We start from the raw sequence: 15,601 nt of genomic DNA on the forward strand, positions 1-15,601 counted from the left end.
GCGGGCGCAAGCCCGGAGGATGGCGGCGGAGGAAGCTTCGCATGCCCGTCACCATCCGCCCCGTCGTCCGCGACGACTTCGAGAAGTGGCTGACCCTCTGGGACGGCTACAACGCCTTCTATGGCCGCGAGGGCGACACGGCGCTGGACCCTGACATCACGGACATGACCTGGTCGCGCTTCTTCGACGCCTATGAGCCGGTCTTCGGCCTCGTCGCCGAGAGCGACGGCGCGCTGCTCGGCCTGACGAATTTTCTCTTCCACCGCAGCACGACGTTGATCGCGCCGACCTGCTACCTGCAGGATCTCTTCACGACGCCGGCCTCACGCGGCAAGGGTGTCGGCCGGGCGCTCATCGAGGGCGTCTACGAGCGGGCACGGGCGGCGGGCTGCCCGCGGGTCTACTGGCAGACGCACACGACCAACGCGGCGGGACGGATGCTCTACGACAAGGTGGCGCAGCACTACGGCTTCCTGGTGTACACAAAGCAACTGTAGTTAGGCCGAAAGCAACCCATCAATCGGAACTGAACACTTCCGGGCAGCGATCGACAGACGCGCACGAACCTCGACGCTATTGGGCAGGACCATGTAGCCGGTGGCGAGGTCGCCCAATAGGATCGATGCGTCGCGCGGACGGATGCGCCAACTCAGCGCCACCAAGAGGCACAGCGCCGCATCCAACCGGTCCTGTTCAGCCTTTTTCGGCAGACTGACGCCGGCCGCATCGCGACACCATTCGGCGAGTTCCTCGCATCCGAATGCTGTGGCCTCGCGCGCTGCGGTGGTCGCCACACGCCCCCAATCCATCGGCTTGAACGTCTTTCGTCGTCCAGGATTGTATCGAGGCCCCTTCTTGGGCCCACAGAATTCCGTCTCGAAGGAGGGGAGCGCCAAGGCTGGAAATACCTCTATAAGGTAGAGGCCGGTACTCGCTGCCCTAGCCTGTTCCGGATCCTCGACGGCATCGAGTTCACTTAGGAAGCGCCAGATCGGCGAGTCGTCGCAGAACATTCCTTTGCGTCCGCGATTGGCGGGCTGTACGCCGCCTCCGAGCCAGCTGATCACGGATGCTGCGACACGCTCAACTGGGCGCATGCTGGTCGGGTTAGGAACGATCGTCGGCTGATCCAATGCCACGATCGTGATGCCGTTGTCCGATTGAACCCGGCGGATGAACGTCAGCGCCTCCTCAAAGGAAGCGAGTTGGGGCGGGTGGAACCGGAGGGGGTGGCCCGCATCCACACACAACGCGCAAATCGCTCCGGGTGCCCGTGGATTGTTGGCCCAGGCAGAGTCAAAGCCAATGTAGGTATCCATCCGCGGCAGCCCTTTGCGTCACCCATGCGCCTCGATCAGCGCCACCAGCCCCTCCAGGATCTGCGTCGGCGAGGGCGGGCAGCCCGGGATCACGAGATCCACCGGCAACGCCGCCTCCACCCCGCCGAGCACGGCGTAGCTGCCCTTGAACACCCCGCCATCCACCGCGCAGTCGCCGAGCGCCACGACCCACATCGGGTCCGGCGTCGCGGCACGGGCGCGGAGCAGCGCCTCGGCCATGTTGCGCGTCAGCGGGCCGGTGACGAGCAGGATGTCGGCGTGGCGGGGACTCGCCACGAAGCGCAGGCCGAAGCGCTCCAGGTCATGCACCACGTTCTGCAGCGCGTTGATCTCGAGCTCGCAGGCGTTGCAGCTGCCGGCATCCACCTGGCGGATGGCCAGCGAGCGGCCCAGCCGAACCTGCGCCGACTCCTCCAGCCGCGCGCGCAGCTCGGACACGATCTCCGGCGCGACGGGCGGCGGGGGATCGGTGACTGGGCGCGAGACCAGGCAGCGCGCGAGCTTGGGCCAGAGCATCAGTCGGGCGCCCAGAAGATCAGCCGGTTGTGGAAAGGGTCGGTGATGCGGATCTGCCGCTCGCCCCAGGGCACGGTCTCCAGCCCTGGGCGCGCATAGGGGTAGGCCTTGGCCGTGATCTCGGCGTGCAGCGCCGCGATGTCGCCGGTGAGGATGCGAATGTTGGCACCAGGGCTGGCGTCGCCGTAATGCTCAGTGAGGTGCAGCGTCACGGACCCGCGCGAGACCTGCGCGTAGAGCGGCGCCCACTCCTCGAAGCGATGCTCCCAGTCCCAGGCGAAGCCGAGGAAGTCCACATAGAACTCGCGCGCCTTGGCGACGTCGAAGATGCGCAGGGTGGGGGTGACGGATTGCGGGCTCATAGATCCACTCCGCTGTAGCTGCCGTTGATGCTTTTGTTGATGAGCGGGAAGTCGGCGACGATGTTGCCGATCACCGCCGCCTCCAGCAATGGCCAGTGCAGCCAGGAGGGATCGCGCAGGTAGCAGGCCTCGATGAGGCCGCCATCGTCCAGCCGCATCCAGGCCAGGCATTCGCCGCGGAAGCCCTCGACCAGGGCCACGCCCTCGCCGCCGGCATGCGGCATCGGGATGGTGAGCGCCTCGCCCTCCGGCAGCGCGGGCAGCCAGGATTGCAGCAGCGCGATGGACTGCAGCGCCTCGGCGTGGCGCTGGCGCCAGCGGGCATCGACGTCCGCGCCCGCTTGGGTGATCAATTCGCCCGGCGGCAGCTCGCGGGACAACAGCCGCGCGTCGAAGGCGCGGCCAGCGGCACGGCCGACGACCCCGCCCGGCGCGAAAGCGGCGACGAGGTCGGCCTGCATGATCCCGGTGCCGAGCACGCGGTCCTGCAGGCTCGCATGATCGTCGTAGTAGCGCAGCAGCACAGGGAGCTCCGCCGCGACTGCGGCGAGCGCATCGAGCAGGACCACAATTCCCTCTGGCGCTAGGTCCTGCGCCACGCCGCCGGGCATCACCCGGTCCATCATCAGCCGGTGGCCGAAGGCCGAAAAATTCGCGCGCAGCAGCCCCTCGCGCAGCAGGCCCGCCCGCGCATGGATCACCGCGAAGGCCGCGTCGTTGGCGATGAAACCGAGGTCGTTGAGATGGTTGTGCAGCCGCTCCAGCTCCAGCATCACCGCACGGATCGCCACCGAACGCAGCGGGATCTCCACGCCCAGCGCCGCCTCGGCCGCGCGGGCGAAGGCGATGCCGTGCGCGACCGTGCTGTCGCCCGAGAGTCGAGCGGCAAAGCGCGCCGCCGCCCGCGGCGACTTGCCCTGGATCAGCGTGAGGATGCCTTTGTGCAGGTAGCCCAGCCGCGTCTCCAGCCGGACGATGATCTCGCCCTGGATGTGGAAGCGGAAATGCCCGGGCTCGATGATGCCGGCATGGATGGGGCCGACCGGGACGACGTGGACGCCCGCGCCCTCCACCGGCAGGAACTCCATGGGCCAGGGGTCCGGCTCGTGCCTTGCCGGTCGTCCGGAGAGCGGGCCCAGCAGCGGCCAGCGCCCGTGGTCGAGCCAGGGGCGTCCGTCGGTGCCGCCCTCCGCGCCGATGGCCCAGAGGTCGCGCAGCCCGCGCTCGAACCAGGCGGCGGCGGGCCGGACGGGCGAGAGGGCCGGGATCCATCCCTCCGTCGCGGCGACGGAGGCCAGGATCACCCCCATGTCAGCCGCGTCGAGGAAGGCAGCATGCGCCATCCCCGGCTCGCCCCAGAGGCCCAGCAGCGCGAAGCCGGGCTCGGCGGCCAGCGCGTCGCGCAGCCGCGACCACCGCGCCGGGTCGAGCAGGTAGCGCGGCCAGGGCCGGCATCCCGCGGGCAGGCCGCCCTCGATGATCTCCCGCGCGCTCACGACAGCGACCTCGCGGCTTCGAGCAGCATGGCGGCGAGCGGCGCCGGCAAGGCCAGCGCCAGCAGCGCCGCCAGCAGCAGGTTGATCCAGAGCGGCAGCAGCGTGGCGAGGCCGCTGCGCATCGCCACGGGCTCGGGCGTCGGCGCGCCGAAGCAGAGGCGCTGCATGGCGTGCAGCAGCGCCGTCCCGGCCATCAGCAGCCCGAAGACCAGCAGCGGCAGCAGCCAGGGCCAGACGCGGCCCGTCTCGGTCGCCAGCAGCAGCTCGGAGGCGAAGAGGCTGAAGGGCGGCAGGCCGGCCAGCGCCGCCATGCAGAGCGCCAGCCCCCAGCCCAGCGCCGGATGCGTGGCGGTGAGTCCGCCGATCGCCTCGATATTCTGGGCGCCCTTCAGCCGCACCGCGCGGCCGACGGCGAAGAAGGTCGCCGGCTTCACCAGCGAATGGCCCCAGAGGTGCAGCAGCCCCGCCATGTGCCCCGGCACGCCGCCGATGCCGAAGGCAATGGCGACGACGCCCATGTGCTCGATGCTGCTCCAGCCGAAGAGCCGCTTGGCGTCGCGCCGGCGCCACAGGGAAAAGCCGGCCAGCAGCAGCGTGGCGAAGCCCATCGCCAGCAGGAAGCCGCCGGGCGCGATGACCGCGGGGTTGGCGCCGACGATCGCCTTGCTGCGGAGGATGCCGATCATGGCCGAATTGAGCAGCAGCCCCGAGAGCACGGCGGCGATGGGCGTCGGCCCTTCCGCATGCGCATCGGGCAGCCAGGAATGCAGCGGCACCAGCCCCGCCTTGGTGCCGAAGCCCACCAGCAGGAAGATGAAGGCGAGGTTCAGCAGGCCCGGATCGGCGCGTGCCGCCACGGCGCGCAGCGCGGCGTAGGAAAGCTGCTCGCCATGGCCCAGCAGCGGCTGCGCCGCCAGCGCCAGCACGATGATGCCGAAGAGCGCCAGCGCGATCCCCACGCTGCACAGGATGAAGAACTTCCAGGCCGCCTCGATCGCGGAGGGCGTGCGGGGCAGCGCCACCACCAGCACGCAGGCCAGCGTGCCGGCCTCGATCGCCACCCACATGATGCCGAGGTTGTCGGAGAGCAGGGCCAGGAAATGCGTCGCCATGAAGCCCTGGAAGGCCACGTGGAAGTAGCGCGTGCGGCGGCGGTCGAAGCCCTCATGCACCACGTCCTGCGCCGAGAAGATCGCGGTGCCCAGGCCCACGATCGCGCCGGCCAGCACCATCGGCAGGTTCAGCGCGTCCGCGCGCAGCAGCCCCTCGCCGACCGGCCCGGCCGCCAGCATCAGCAGCGCGAGCGCCAGCGACCCCGCCGAGGCCGCGATGTTGAGCTGCGGCGCCAGGCCCGGCACCATCGCCACCAGCGCGGCCGCGAGCAGCGGCAGCAGCACCATGACGTCGGCGAGGTTCATGGCCCCTCGCCCCGGTGCGGGTGGAGCATGTCGGTGTCGAGGCTGTCGAAGCGCTCGCGCAGCAGGCGGGCGAAGAAGCTGGCGATGACGATGACGACCAGCACGAGGCCCGCGGTGGAAATCTCGATCACCAGCGGCATGCCGGCCACGCCGACCGCGCCCAGCACCAGCCCGTTCTCCAGCGTCATCAGCCCGGCCACCTGGCCCAGGGCGCTGCGCCGCGTCAGCATGGTCAGCAGCCCCAGCAGCACGATGGAGAGCGCGATGGCGAGGTCCTCGCGCGCCAGGGCCTGGGCGCCGGTCGTCGCCGGCAGCACGACGAGGACGGAAAGCGCGACCAGCAGCACGCCGCCCAGCATGCTGAGGCCGATGCTTCCGGCCGGCTCCACGGCGCGGTCGGGCATGCGGCTCTGGACCATCCGGCGCAGGAAGAGCGGAATGGCGACGCCCTTGGCCGCCAGCGCGATCAGCCCGGTGACGTAGAGCTGCGGCGCGCCCTGGACGTAGCCCTGCCAGACGGCGGCGGCCCCCAGCAGCACGCCCTGCAGCGCCAGCGCGTTCACCAGGGCCGCGGTGCGCCGCTGGTAGAGCAGGACGAAGGAGACGAGCAGCATGGCGCCGCCCAGCACATGCGCCACGTCGTAGGGGAGCTGGCCGAACCCCATCAGGCCAGCCCTGTCGAGACGAAGATCAGCGCGGCGGCCAGCAGCGCCAGCAGCAGCGCGCCGCCCAGGAAGTCGGGCACTCGGAAGACGCGCATCTTCGCGATGGCGCTTTCGAAGAAGGCCAGCCCCAGCGCCAGCACGCCCATCTTGACCAGCCAGAGCCCCAGGCCGATGGCCCAGGCCAGCGGCCCGCTCCCCGCCGGCGCCGTGCCGAAGGGCAAGAAGATCGCGGCCAGGAGGGCGAGCCAGAGCGTCAGCTTCACCGCCGCCTGCATCTCCCAGACCGCGAGGTGCCGCCCGGAAGCCTCCAGCAGCATCGCCTCGTGGACCATGGTGAGCTCCAGATGCGTCGCCGGATTGTCCACGGGGATGCGGGCGTTCTCCGCCAGCGTCACCGCGATCAGCGACATCGCCGCGAAGAGCAGCGAGACGCGCAGGCCCAGATTCCCCTCGCGCAGCACCGCGGCGATCGCGTCGAGGTTGGAGCCGCCCGCCAGCACGGCGAAGACCATCACGCAGACCAGCAGCGCGGGCTCGGCGAAGACGGCGAAGGTCATCTCGCGCGCTGCGCCCATGCCGCCGAAGGGCGTGCCGGCGTCGTGGCCGTTCAGCGCCAGGCAGACCCGCGCGAGCGCCAGCAGCCCGCCGATCAGCACGAGGTCGGCCATCGGCGCGAGCAGCATGCCCTGGGCGAAGCTCGGGATCAGCGCGGCGGCGAGCGCCGTGGCGCCCAACGCCAGGTAGGGCGCCGCCTGCGAGACCACGCTGGCGGTCTCGGCCAGCACCGGGCGCTTGCGCAACAGCTTGAGGAGGTCGCGCCAGGGCTGGAGGAGGTGCGGCCCGCGCCGCCCCATCAGCCGCGCCTTCAGCCAGCGCACCAGGCCCACGAGCACCGGCGCCGCCGCCAGGATCAGCGCGACGTGCAGGAGCTGGGTGATGAGGCTGCCGAAGGCCGTGAGCATCAGCCGCGCTCCAGCCAGGCGACCAGCGCCAGCAGCAGGATCAGCGTGCCGAAGGCGATGGCGAGGTAGGCGCGCAGGGTCAGGTTGCGCAGCAGCTCCGCCTCGCGCGACAGGGCCCGGCGGGCGCGCGCCAGCGGATAGAGCATCTGGGTGAAGCCGCGGTCCTCGGCGTCCACGCGCAAGGTTGCGGGCAAGGCCGAGCCGGGAGCGGCCGCTACGTGCTGCTCATGGAGCGCGAGCGCGACGGCGCCGAGGCTCCGCCGGATGGGTTGGCCGAGGCCGGCCGCGCTCACCTGGCTCAGCGGATCGCCGAAGGGCAGGTGTGGCGGCGGCGGCAGGAAGCCGCAGGCCCAGGCCGGGCCGCGCGTGGGCTCCAGCTTCGAGCGGCGCCGGACCGCAAGCCAGATCAGGCCGACCGCCAGCGCCAGCAGGGCGGCCGTGGCCCAGGGGGCGTAGCGCGCGCCCACCTCGCCCAGCGCCAGATCGAAGCCTGCGACGGGGGCATGGGCATTCTCCCCCAGCAGCACGCGGATCGCGCCGCCCGCCAGCGCCAGCATCGGCGCCGCCAGCACGGCCAGCGCCGCGCTCGCCGCGGCCGGGATGAGCAGCGCGGCCCGCATCAGCCCCGTCGCGTCGGCGGCGCCCGCGGCCTTCGGGGTGCGGGGCCGGCCCAGGAAGACGAGGCCGAGGAAGCGCACCATCGCCGCCGCCGCCAGCCCGATCGCCATGCCCGCCACCGCCAGCACCGCCGCCGCGAGGAGCTGGACCGACATCTCCGCCACCCGGAAGCCCTGGATCAGCGATTGCAGCAGCAGCCACTCGCTCGCGAAGCCCGAGAAGGGCGGCAGCGCGGCCGCCGAGGCCGCGCCCAGCATGGCGCAGCCGGCCACCCAGGGCATGCGATGGATGAGGCCGCCCAGCCGGTCCGGATCGCGGCTGCCGGCGAGGCTCGCCACCGCCCCCGCACAGAGGAAGAGCAGCGCCTTGAAGCCGGCATGGTTCAGCGCGTGCAGCAGCACGGCCGAAAGGGCCAGGGCCGCCAGCGGCCGCAGATCCGCGCCCCGGAAGACCAGCGCGAGGCCCAGCCCCAGCACCGTCAGCCCCATGTTCTCCAGCGTGGAGCAGGCCAACGCCGCCTTGATGTCCTGCTCCAGATTGGCGCGGAGCGCGCCGATCAGCGCCGTCGCCGCCCCCACCGCCATCAGCGGCAGCCCCCACCAGAGCGGCTGGGCCGGGCCGCAGAGATCCAGCAGCATCCGCAGCATCACATAGAGCGCGACCTTCACCATCGCACCGGACATCAGCGCCGAGACGGGCGTCGCCGCCGCCGGATGGGCCAGCGGCAGCCAGACATGGAAGGGCACCAGGCCGATCTTGGAGCCCGCGCCGAGCAGGACGAAGACCAGCACGGCCCCCGCGCGCCAGCCTTCCGGCGGCGCCGAGCGGATCGCGGCGAAGCCGAGCCCCGCCGGCGCCAGCAGCGCGAAGCCGGCGATCAGGCAGAGGCCGGAGAAGATCGCGAAGCCCAGGTAGAGCCGCGCCGTCCGGCGGCCCGGCCCCTGCGGATGCCGCGCCGCGAGCAGCCCCCAGGAGGCCAGCGACATGGCCTCGAAACCCAGCAGGAGGGAAAACCCGTCGGCCGCGACGAGCACCGCTGCCATCCCCGCCAGGAAGAGCGGGAAGGCCGCGCCCTCGGCTCGCGGCGGGGGCGGCGAGGCGGCGGCGAAGAGGGAGGCCGGGACGCCGACCAGCGCCAGGATCAGCAGGAACCAGGCCGAGAGCGCATCCACGGCGATCAGCGAGGGCGCCCAGGGCGGCCCGATCGGCAGGGGCGTCGTCGTCAGCTCCCCGCCCGCCAGGGCCATGCCGCCGGCCAGGCCCAGCCCCGCCACGCAGGCCGCGCAGCCGAGGAACATGGCCCGCGGCGCCCGGCCGGAACCGCCCAGCACCGCGAGGCCCAGGAGCGCCAGGAAACAAAGGCCCAGGAGCGTCAGCACGCCCTCGACCTTCCCCCAAAGGCTCCGATTCGCATCCGCATGATCAGGAGTTTAGGGGCCAAGGGGCCCAGGGGCGAGCGCAACGCTCTGGACTTTCGCCAAATCATCTTTAGGGAACGCGCGCGGCAGTTATTTGACGGGACCCGCGGGGCTCCCGTCCGCACGGCGTTCTGGAGGATCTTTGGGGGATGGCGCTGCTTCTGGCCTTCAGCCGGGGCGTGGACTGGATGAGCGACAAGTTCGGCCGGGTCGCCGACTGGTGCGTCCTGCTGGCCTGCGCCGTCAGCGCGGGGAACGCGCTCAGCCGCTACGGCTTCAACATCTCCTCCAACGGCTGGCTCGAGGTGCAGTGGTACTTCTTCGCTGCCGTGGTCATGCTGGGCGCCAGCCATACCCTCTATCGCAACGAGCATGTGCGGGTGGACCTGATCTTCGGCTCGCTGGGCGAGCGCGGGCGCCTCTACGTCGACATCTTCGGGATCATCGTCTTCCTGCTGCCCGGCATGATGCTGCTGGCCTGGATGACCTGGCCCTATTTCTGGGACTCCCTGACGCGGGAGGAATTCTCGCCGGCCCCCGGCGGGCTGATCCGCTGGCCGGCCAAGCTGCTGATGCCGCTCGGTTTCTTCCTGCTGGTGCTGCAGGGCCTTTCGGAGCTGGTGAAGCGCATCGCCCTGCTGCGGGGCCTGTCCGACGAGGTGGACGTCGTCACCGAATACCAGCGGCCCGAGCAGTAACGACATGAGCCTCGAAATCATGCCGCCGCTGATGTTCGGCGGGCTGATCGTCTTCCTGCTGATCGGCTTCCCTGTGGCCTTCAGCCTCTCGGCGGTCGGGCTGTTCTTCGGCTTCCTCTCGATCGAGCTCGGCTTCTTCAACGCGGGCTATCTGGGCAACCTGCCGCTGCGGGTCTTCGGCATCCTGTCGAACGACCTGCTGCTCTCCATCCCCTTCTTCACCCTGATGGGCGCGATCCTGGAGCGCTGCGGCCTCGCCGAGGACCTGCTGGAAGGGACCGGCCAGCTCTTCGGCAAGGTCCCCGGCGGCCTCGCCTATGCGGTCATCCTGGTCGGCGCGGTGCTGGGCGCCATTACCGGCACCGTCGCGGCCTCGGTCATCGCCATGGGCATGATCTCGCTGCCGATCATGATCAAGTACGGCTACGACACGCGGATCGCGACTGGCGTGGTGGCCGCCTCGGGCACCATCACCCAGCTGATCCCGCCTTCGCTGGTGCTGATCGTCCTCGGCGACCAGCTCGGCCGCTCGGTGGGCGACATGTATGCCGGTGCCATCGGCGTCTCGGTGCTGCAGATCCTGCTTTTCATCGCCTTCATCGCGGGCGTGGCGATCTTCGCGCCGCACAAGGTGCCGCCTCTGCCACCGGAGGCGCTGGTGCCGCGCGGCTGGCCCCTCTACTGGCGCGTGATCAAGGGCATGGTGCCCTCGATCGTGCTGATCCTGCTGGTGCTGGGCACCATCTTCATGGGCCTGGCCACGCCGACCGAGGCCGGCGCCATGGGCACGCTGGGCGCCGTCCTGCTGGCGATGATCAACCGCCGCTTCACCTGGAAGCTGATGCGCGAGGCCATGGGCAACACCATGCGCCTGACCAGCATGGTCATCTTCATCCTGATCGGGGCGACCGTGTTCAGCCTGGTCTTCCAGGGCGTGGACGGCTCGCGCTGGGTCGAGCACCTGCTGAGCCACCTGCCGGGCGGACAGGTGGGCTTCCTGATCTTCGTGAACATCTTTGTCTTCTTCCTGGCCTTCTTCCTCGATTTCTTCGAGATCGCCTTCATCATCATCCCGCTGCTGGCGCCGGTGGCGGCCAAGTTGGACATCGACCTGGTCTGGTTCGGCGTGCTGCTCTGCATCAACCTGCAGACGAGCTTCATGCACCCGCCCTTCGGCTTCGCGCTCTTCTACCTGCGCAGCATCGCGCCCAAGTCGCTGCCGACGAAGGATATCTACCTGGGCGCGATCCCCTGGCTGGCGCTGCAGCTGATCCTGGTGGGGGTGGTGATCTTCTGGCCGCAGAGCGTGACCTTCTTCGTGCATCCCGACAGCGGCGTGGATCCGGCGAGCGTGACGATCGAGCTGCCGCCTGCGCCGGCAACGGATGACGACGCCATGCCGGTGTTCAGGTAGGGTCGGGAGGGCCCCGCTTTCGCATCGACGCCGCTCAGCCGAATCGATATATGCGGCCCGAATTTTCGGAAGACGACGATGGAAGCGCGCCCCGATCAGAGGCTCTTTGTGCTCGACGCCCTGCAATGGGAAACGCTCGTCGAGGCGTTGAACGCTCCGGTCACGACCAATCCAGCCTTCAAGGCGCTCATGACCCGGAAGGCGCCTTGGGATACGTCGGCTCCTCGAGAAGCGGGCAATTCCTAAAGCATCGCCAAGGAACGCTTCCGCTTCGGCGGCGGGAAGGCCGCATCCAGCGCCGCGTGCTCCTCGGCCGTCAGCACCATCCCTCCCGCCGCCGCGTTCTCCCGCACATGCTCGGGCGCCGTCGCCTTGGGGATGCTGATCACGCCCGGCCTCGACAGCGTCCAGGCCAGCGCCACCTGCGCCGGCGTCGCCCTGCGCTCCTTCGCCACGCGCACCAGCTCCGGATGCCGCAGCAGCGACCCGCCCTGCCCGACCGGCGAATAGGCCATCACCGGCATGCCGCGCCCGGCGCAGAAGGGCAGCAGATCGTATTCCGGCCCGCGATGCTCCAGGTTCAGCAGCACCTGGTCCGTCGCGCAGTCGGCCAGCGCCGCGCCCAGCTCCTCCAGATCGTCGACATCCAGGTTCGAGACGCCCCAGCGGAGAATTTTTCCGGCCGCCCGCATCCGTTCCATCGCCTCCACCGTATCCGCCAGAGGTACGGAGCCGCGCCAATGCAGAAGGTACAGGTCTATCGTCTCAGTCCGGAGGCGCTGGAGGCTGCGCTCGCAGGCCTGCGGCAGGCCGCGGCGCGAGGCGTTGTGCGGATAGACCTTGGAGACGAGGAAAACCTTCTCGCGCTGGCCCGCGATGGCTTCGGCCACCACCTCCTCGGCGCCACCGTCACCATACATCTCGGCGGTGTCGATGAGGGTCAGGCCGAGCTCGATGCCCAGCCGCAGGGCGGCGACCTCGGCCTTCCGGTTGCCGCCCCGCTCGCCCATGTGCCAGGTCCCCTGCCCGAGGGCGGGGACCTCGGTGCCATCGGGGAGTCTCACCTTCGACATCGCCGTTCCTCCTGTGGGCCTGTAGACTAGCGCCCATGTCCAGGCTTGCCACCGCCCTCTCCCTGCTCCTGCTGCCGGCCGCCGCCCTGGCCCAGCCCGCGACCGAGGAGATCGGCAGCTGGCGGCTGACCTGCGCGACCGACCGCATGACCGACCGCGCCGCCTGCGTCCTGAAGCACCGGGACTGGGTGGAGCGGCCGAGCGTCGGCGCCGGGCTCAGCCTCGAGATCCAGGACCGCGGCGGCAAGCTCGTGCCGGTGGTGACGGCGCGCGACCTTTCGCTCGACAGCGCCTCGCGCGCGGTCCTCGCGGTGACAGGCACGGCGCAGTTGCGCTTCGACCGCAATGCGATGATGGAGCTGCCCTGCGGGCTGGAAGGGCGCAACCTCGTCTGCGCCCCCCGCCGCGCCGATGCCGATCGCGCCACGCAGGAGCTGATCGCGGCCGAGCGAGCGCTGGTCCGCATGGCCGGCCTCGGCAGCAACACGACGGCCACGACCGAGCCGACCGAGCTGCGCCTCTCCGGCACCGCCAACGCCCTCGCGCGCTTCCGCGCCGCGCAGCCCGCCGGCACCGCCGCGCCGCCGGCCGAGCCGGGCCTCGACCTGCGCGACATCCTCGGCCGGCTGCAGAACCTCGTGCGATGAGTGAAGCGGCGGCCCTGCTGGCCCGCATCGCCGGCGGCGACCGCGCGGCGCTGCAATCGCTCTACAAGGCGCAGTCGGTGCGACTCTTCGGCGTCGCCATGGCCATCCTGCGCGACCGCGACGCCGCCGCCGACGCTGTCCATGACGGCTTCGTCAACATCGCGAAGCGCGCGGCCCAGTTCGATCCCGCGCTCGGTGCCGGCGAGGCCTGGCTCGGCGCCGTCGTCCGGCACGCCGCGCTCGACATCGCGCGCCGCCGCGGCCGCGAGATGCCGACCGACGACGCCACCCTCGGCGACACGCCGGTCGAGGCGACCCAGCTCGACGCCATCGCCGCCGGCGAGGAGGGCGCGCGGCTGCGCTCCTGCCTGGAGCAGCTGCCGGAGAAGAATCGCAAGGGCATCCTGCTCGCCTTCGTGGACGGGCTCTCGCATCCGCAGATCGCGGCCCGGCTGGAGCTGCCGCTCGGCACGGTGAAAGCCTGGATCCGCCGCGGGCTGCTCAGCCTCCGGGAGTGTCTGGCATGACCCCGGAGGAGCGCGACGCCCTCGCCGCCGAATACGTGCTGGGCACGCTGGAGGCTCGCGAGGCGGCCGAGCTGCGCGCCCAGATGGAGACCGATGCAGAGCTCGCCGCCTCCGTCGCCGGCTGGGAGCGCCGGCTAGCGCCGCTGCTCGCGCTGGCGCCGCCCGAGGCGCCGCCGCCGGACCTCTGGGCACGCATCGAGCGCAGCCTCGGCGGGATCGCGGCGCCGGCACGGACAGGATGGCGCTTCCCCTGGCCGGCGCTGGGCATCGGCGCGAGCGCTGTCGCCGCCGGCCTGGCCGCCTTCCTCGTCCTGCGCCCGACGCCGCCGGCGCCGCTGATGACGGTGCTGCTGACCAGCCGCGACCAGCCCGCCTGGCTCGTCGAGGCGCAGGGCGACACCATCCGCCTCGCCGCGCTCAACCAGCGCCCGATCGAGGCCGGGCGCGTCGCGCAACTCTGGGCGCTGCCGCAGGGGGCGACGGCGCCGACCTCGCTCGGCCTCGTGCCGGAGAGCGGGCGCTTCAGCGTGACGCCGACGACGCTGCGGCCCTCGCCGGGCATGCTGATCGAGATCACGCTCGAGCCGCCGGGCGGCTCGCCGACGGGCCGCCCCACCGGGCCCATCCTGTTCATCGGCCGGCTGAGCGCGGCCGGAGGAACGTGATTTCGCCCTCAGACGGCGGGCGGCGGCTCCGCCGCCTTGCCTTCGCCGCGCCGCTGGAGTGCCCACCGGAAGGCTGAGTGGGCGGCGCCGACCGCCTTGCGGCCGGATACTTGGAGCTCATCCCTCAACTTCGCATGCCGCACGAATTCCGCGCATCGCTGCATCCGTCCCGCAGCGCGCTCCGTAACGTCGACAGCGAGGCGATGACGCCACGCGACAACGGAGACGAAACGCCATGACCCACACAATTCGCCTCGCTCTGCTGGGCACGGTCGCCCTGCTCGCCGCCGCACGCGCCGAGGCCGCCACGCTCGTCGGCCTGACCGGCGACAACAAGCTCATCCGCATCGACAGCGAGACCCGCCGCGCCATGCCGGCCGTCCGCATCACCGGCACGAACGGCACGGTGGTCGGCATCGACCAGCGCCCGCAGGACGGCCGCCTCTACGGCATCACCAGCACGGGCCAGATCGTCACCCTCGATCCCGCCAACGGCCGCGCCACCGCGGTGAGCCAGCTGAACGTGCCTTTCCAGCCCGTGGGCCACGCGATCTTCGACTTCAATCCCGTCGCCAACCGCGTCCGCATCATGGGCCTGGACGGCCAGAACCTGCGCGTGAACGTCGAGACCGGCGAGGCCGCCACCGACGGCAGCGTGAAGAACGCGGCCGGCGCGGCGGGCGTGCCGCGCGTCGTCGCCGGCGCCTATACCAACAGCCTCCAGGGCGCGACGGCGACCATGCTGCTGACGATCGACACCTCGACCAACAGCCTCAACGTCCAGAACCCGCCGAATGACGGCGTGCAGGCACCCCGCGCACGGCTCTCCGCGCAGGTGCCGGCGAGCGTCGCGCTCGACATCCTGAGCGACGGCACGAACAACTGGGGCTTCGTGATGGCCGGCAGCACGCTGCATGCGCTCGACCTCGCGAGCGGCGCGCTGACCAGCCGCGGCACGGTGGCGCTGCCGCGCGGCACGAGCCTGATCGACATCGCCGCGATGCGGTGACGAAGCGCGCCCCCGCGCGATGACTTCCCGGCTGCCGCGTCCGGGCTCCCTCCCCGGGGCGCGGCCGCGCGGGGGAAAGCGCCGCCGCCTTCCGGACAACCCGGATGGCGGCGTGCGCGTCTTCAGGCGGCGAGGATCGGAACGCCGTATTCGGCGAGGGCGCTATCGCGGGTCAGCAGCGTCAGGCCTTCATGTTTCGCCTGGGCCACGAGCATCCGATCGAAGGGATCTCGATGCCTCGGCAGCCGCGGCAAGTCCTGATAGGCCAGGATGTGCGTGTCCTGGATCGCAAGCGGCCGCAATCCAGCGAGCCGCATCCCGCGCAAAGCCTGCGACACGTCCATGTCCAGCTTGCCGGTGCTCCGCTTCGCAGCGATCTCCCAGAGACTCACCTGGCTGACGAAGCTTTCTTCCGCCTCGTCCTGCAGAGCACGCGCCGCTGCGGCGCTCAGACGTGGATCGCCCTCGATGGCGAAAATGAGCGCATTCGTGTCGAGCAGCAGACGCATCAGAGGATCGGCTTGTTTTCCATCTCGTCGATCATGGCCTGCCACTCCGGGTCAGAGTGCTTGTCGTAGTCGAGATCGGCCCGGGAGATCTTGCCCTTCAGCACGCCAAGCACGCATGAGCCGCCGGCCCTGCTGAACCGGCACCAGCTGCGCCACTGGCTTGCCCCGGCGCGTGATGACGACCTCCTCGCCCTGCTCGACCTGCCGGGAGAGGTGGGTCTTGGCCGAATAGGTGTCCGTGACGGTCGTCATGGCACCGACCTA

18 protein-coding genes and 1 pseudogene are annotated in these 15,601 nt (G+C 70.9%); 8 read left to right on the top strand and 11 right to left on the bottom strand.

Annotated elements, in window-relative coordinates; translation table 11 throughout:
* Positions 1 to 41 precede the first annotated feature (41 nt).
* On the top strand, positions 42 to 497 hold the full coding sequence (locus AC1ROY_RS14835) for a GNAT family N-acetyltransferase (protein WP_493149616.1): 456 nt from the start codon (positions 42 to 44) through the stop codon (positions 495 to 497).
* On the opposite strand, the gene AC1ROY_RS14840 is transcribed toward AC1ROY_RS14835, so the two are convergent.
* Genes AC1ROY_RS14840 through AC1ROY_RS14875 form a run of 8 tightly spaced genes read right to left on the bottom strand, consistent with a single transcriptional unit; the run spans position 498 to position 8,756 of the window.
* The gene (locus tag AC1ROY_RS14840; protein WP_493149617.1) at positions 498 to 1,319 is read right to left on the bottom strand and encodes a DUF429 domain-containing protein; all 822 of its coding nucleotides are present in this window, start codon (positions 1,317 to 1,319) and stop codon (positions 498 to 500) included.
* A gap of 18 nt (positions 1,320 to 1,337) precedes the next feature.
* Positions 1,338 to 1,856: an NADH-quinone oxidoreductase subunit B family protein gene (locus AC1ROY_RS14845; RefSeq protein ID WP_493149618.1), complete on the bottom strand. Its 519-nt coding sequence runs from the start codon at positions 1,854 to 1,856 to the stop codon at positions 1,338 to 1,340.
* On the bottom strand, positions 1,856 to 2,218 hold the full coding sequence (locus tag AC1ROY_RS14850) for a glyoxalase superfamily protein (protein WP_493149619.1): 363 nt from the start codon (positions 2,216 to 2,218) through the stop codon (positions 1,856 to 1,858). The genes AC1ROY_RS14845 and AC1ROY_RS14850 overlap by 1 nt, the downstream gene beginning before the upstream one ends.
* Positions 2,215 to 3,714 carry a hydrogenase large subunit gene (locus AC1ROY_RS14855; protein WP_493149620.1) on the bottom strand — a complete coding sequence of 500 codons (1,500 nt, stop codon included), beginning with the start codon at positions 3,712 to 3,714 and terminating at the stop codon, positions 2,215 to 2,217. Before AC1ROY_RS14855 ends, AC1ROY_RS14850 begins: the two co-directional genes overlap by 4 nt.
* Positions 3,711 to 5,132: a proton-conducting transporter transmembrane domain-containing protein gene (locus AC1ROY_RS14860; RefSeq protein ID WP_493149621.1), complete on the bottom strand. Its 1,422-nt coding sequence runs from the start codon at positions 5,130 to 5,132 to the stop codon at positions 3,711 to 3,713. The genes AC1ROY_RS14855 and AC1ROY_RS14860 overlap by 4 nt, the downstream gene beginning before the upstream one ends.
* Positions 5,129 to 5,797: a hydrogenase-4 component E gene (locus tag AC1ROY_RS14865; RefSeq protein ID WP_493149622.1), complete on the bottom strand. Its 669-nt coding sequence runs from the start codon at positions 5,795 to 5,797 to the stop codon at positions 5,129 to 5,131. The genes AC1ROY_RS14860 and AC1ROY_RS14865 overlap by 4 nt, the downstream gene beginning before the upstream one ends.
* A complete protein-coding gene (locus AC1ROY_RS14870) occupies positions 5,797 to 6,759 on the bottom strand; it encodes a respiratory chain complex I subunit 1 family protein (RefSeq protein ID WP_493149623.1) in 963 nt (320 codons plus the stop codon). The genes AC1ROY_RS14865 and AC1ROY_RS14870 overlap by 1 nt, the downstream gene beginning before the upstream one ends.
* Positions 6,759 to 8,756 carry a proton-conducting transporter transmembrane domain-containing protein gene (locus AC1ROY_RS14875; protein ID WP_493149624.1) on the bottom strand — a complete coding sequence of 666 codons (1,998 nt, stop codon included), beginning with the start codon at positions 8,754 to 8,756 and terminating at the stop codon, positions 6,759 to 6,761. Before AC1ROY_RS14875 ends, AC1ROY_RS14870 begins: the two co-directional genes overlap by 1 nt.
* 188 nt (positions 8,757 to 8,944) lie before the next feature.
* On the opposite strand from AC1ROY_RS14875, the gene AC1ROY_RS14880 reads away from it, so the two are divergent.
* From AC1ROY_RS14880 to AC1ROY_RS14890, 3 genes are all read left to right on the top strand, one after another.
* A complete protein-coding gene (locus tag AC1ROY_RS14880; protein WP_493149625.1) occupies positions 8,945 to 9,493 on the top strand; it encodes a TRAP transporter small permease subunit in 549 nt (182 codons plus the stop codon).
* Between the two features lie 4 nt (positions 9,494 to 9,497).
* Complete coding sequence (locus tag AC1ROY_RS14885) at positions 9,498 to 10,907, top strand: TRAP transporter large permease (RefSeq protein WP_493149626.1); 1,410 nt, start codon at positions 9,498 to 9,500, stop codon at positions 10,905 to 10,907.
* Between the two features lie 78 nt (positions 10,908 to 10,985).
* Complete coding sequence (locus AC1ROY_RS14890) at positions 10,986 to 11,153, top strand: type II toxin -antitoxin system TacA 1-like antitoxin (RefSeq protein ID WP_493149627.1); 168 nt, start codon at positions 10,986 to 10,988, stop codon at positions 11,151 to 11,153.
* Here the strand turns inward: AC1ROY_RS14890 and AC1ROY_RS14895 are convergent.
* Positions 11,150 to 11,980 (bottom strand): aldo/keto reductase, encoded by an 831-nt coding sequence (locus tag AC1ROY_RS14895; protein WP_493149628.1) that lies wholly within the window; start codon positions 11,978 to 11,980, stop codon positions 11,150 to 11,152. The genes AC1ROY_RS14890 and AC1ROY_RS14895 overlap by 4 nt on opposite strands.
* Before the next feature lie 35 nt (positions 11,981 to 12,015).
* On the opposite strand from AC1ROY_RS14895, the gene AC1ROY_RS14900 reads away from it, so the two are divergent.
* From AC1ROY_RS14900 to AC1ROY_RS14915, 4 genes are all read left to right on the top strand, one after another.
* Positions 12,016 to 12,627, top strand: a complete 612-nt coding sequence (locus AC1ROY_RS14900) for a hypothetical protein (protein WP_493149629.1) — start codon at positions 12,016 to 12,018, stop codon at positions 12,625 to 12,627.
* Complete coding sequence (locus tag AC1ROY_RS14905) at positions 12,624 to 13,154, top strand: sigma-70 family RNA polymerase sigma factor (protein WP_493149630.1); 531 nt, start codon at positions 12,624 to 12,626, stop codon at positions 13,152 to 13,154. The genes AC1ROY_RS14900 and AC1ROY_RS14905 overlap by 4 nt, the downstream gene beginning before the upstream one ends.
* The gene (locus tag AC1ROY_RS14910) at positions 13,151 to 13,819 is read left to right on the top strand and encodes an anti-sigma factor (protein WP_493149631.1); all 669 of its coding nucleotides are present in this window, start codon (positions 13,151 to 13,153) and stop codon (positions 13,817 to 13,819) included. Before AC1ROY_RS14905 ends, AC1ROY_RS14910 begins: the two co-directional genes overlap by 4 nt.
* Before the next feature lie 235 nt (positions 13,820 to 14,054).
* Entirely contained in the window at positions 14,055 to 14,828 is a 774-nt protein-coding gene (locus tag AC1ROY_RS14915; protein ID WP_493149632.1) for a DUF4394 domain-containing protein, read from the top strand.
* A gap of 122 nt (positions 14,829 to 14,950) precedes the next feature.
* On the opposite strand, the gene AC1ROY_RS14920 is transcribed toward AC1ROY_RS14915, so the two are convergent.
* On the bottom strand, positions 14,951 to 15,337 hold the full coding sequence (locus AC1ROY_RS14920; protein ID WP_493149633.1) for a type II toxin-antitoxin system VapC family toxin: 387 nt from the start codon (positions 15,335 to 15,337) through the stop codon (positions 14,951 to 14,953).
* Between the two features lie 123 nt (positions 15,338 to 15,460).
* Positions 15,461 to 15,589: pseudogene (locus tag AC1ROY_RS14925) on the bottom strand (type II toxin-antitoxin system Phd/YefM family antitoxin); the annotation flags it as partial.
* Between the last annotated feature and the right edge of the window lie 12 nt (positions 15,590 to 15,601).

It is taken from the genome of Roseococcus sp. GW821-FHT12F05 (assembly GCF_058806835.1).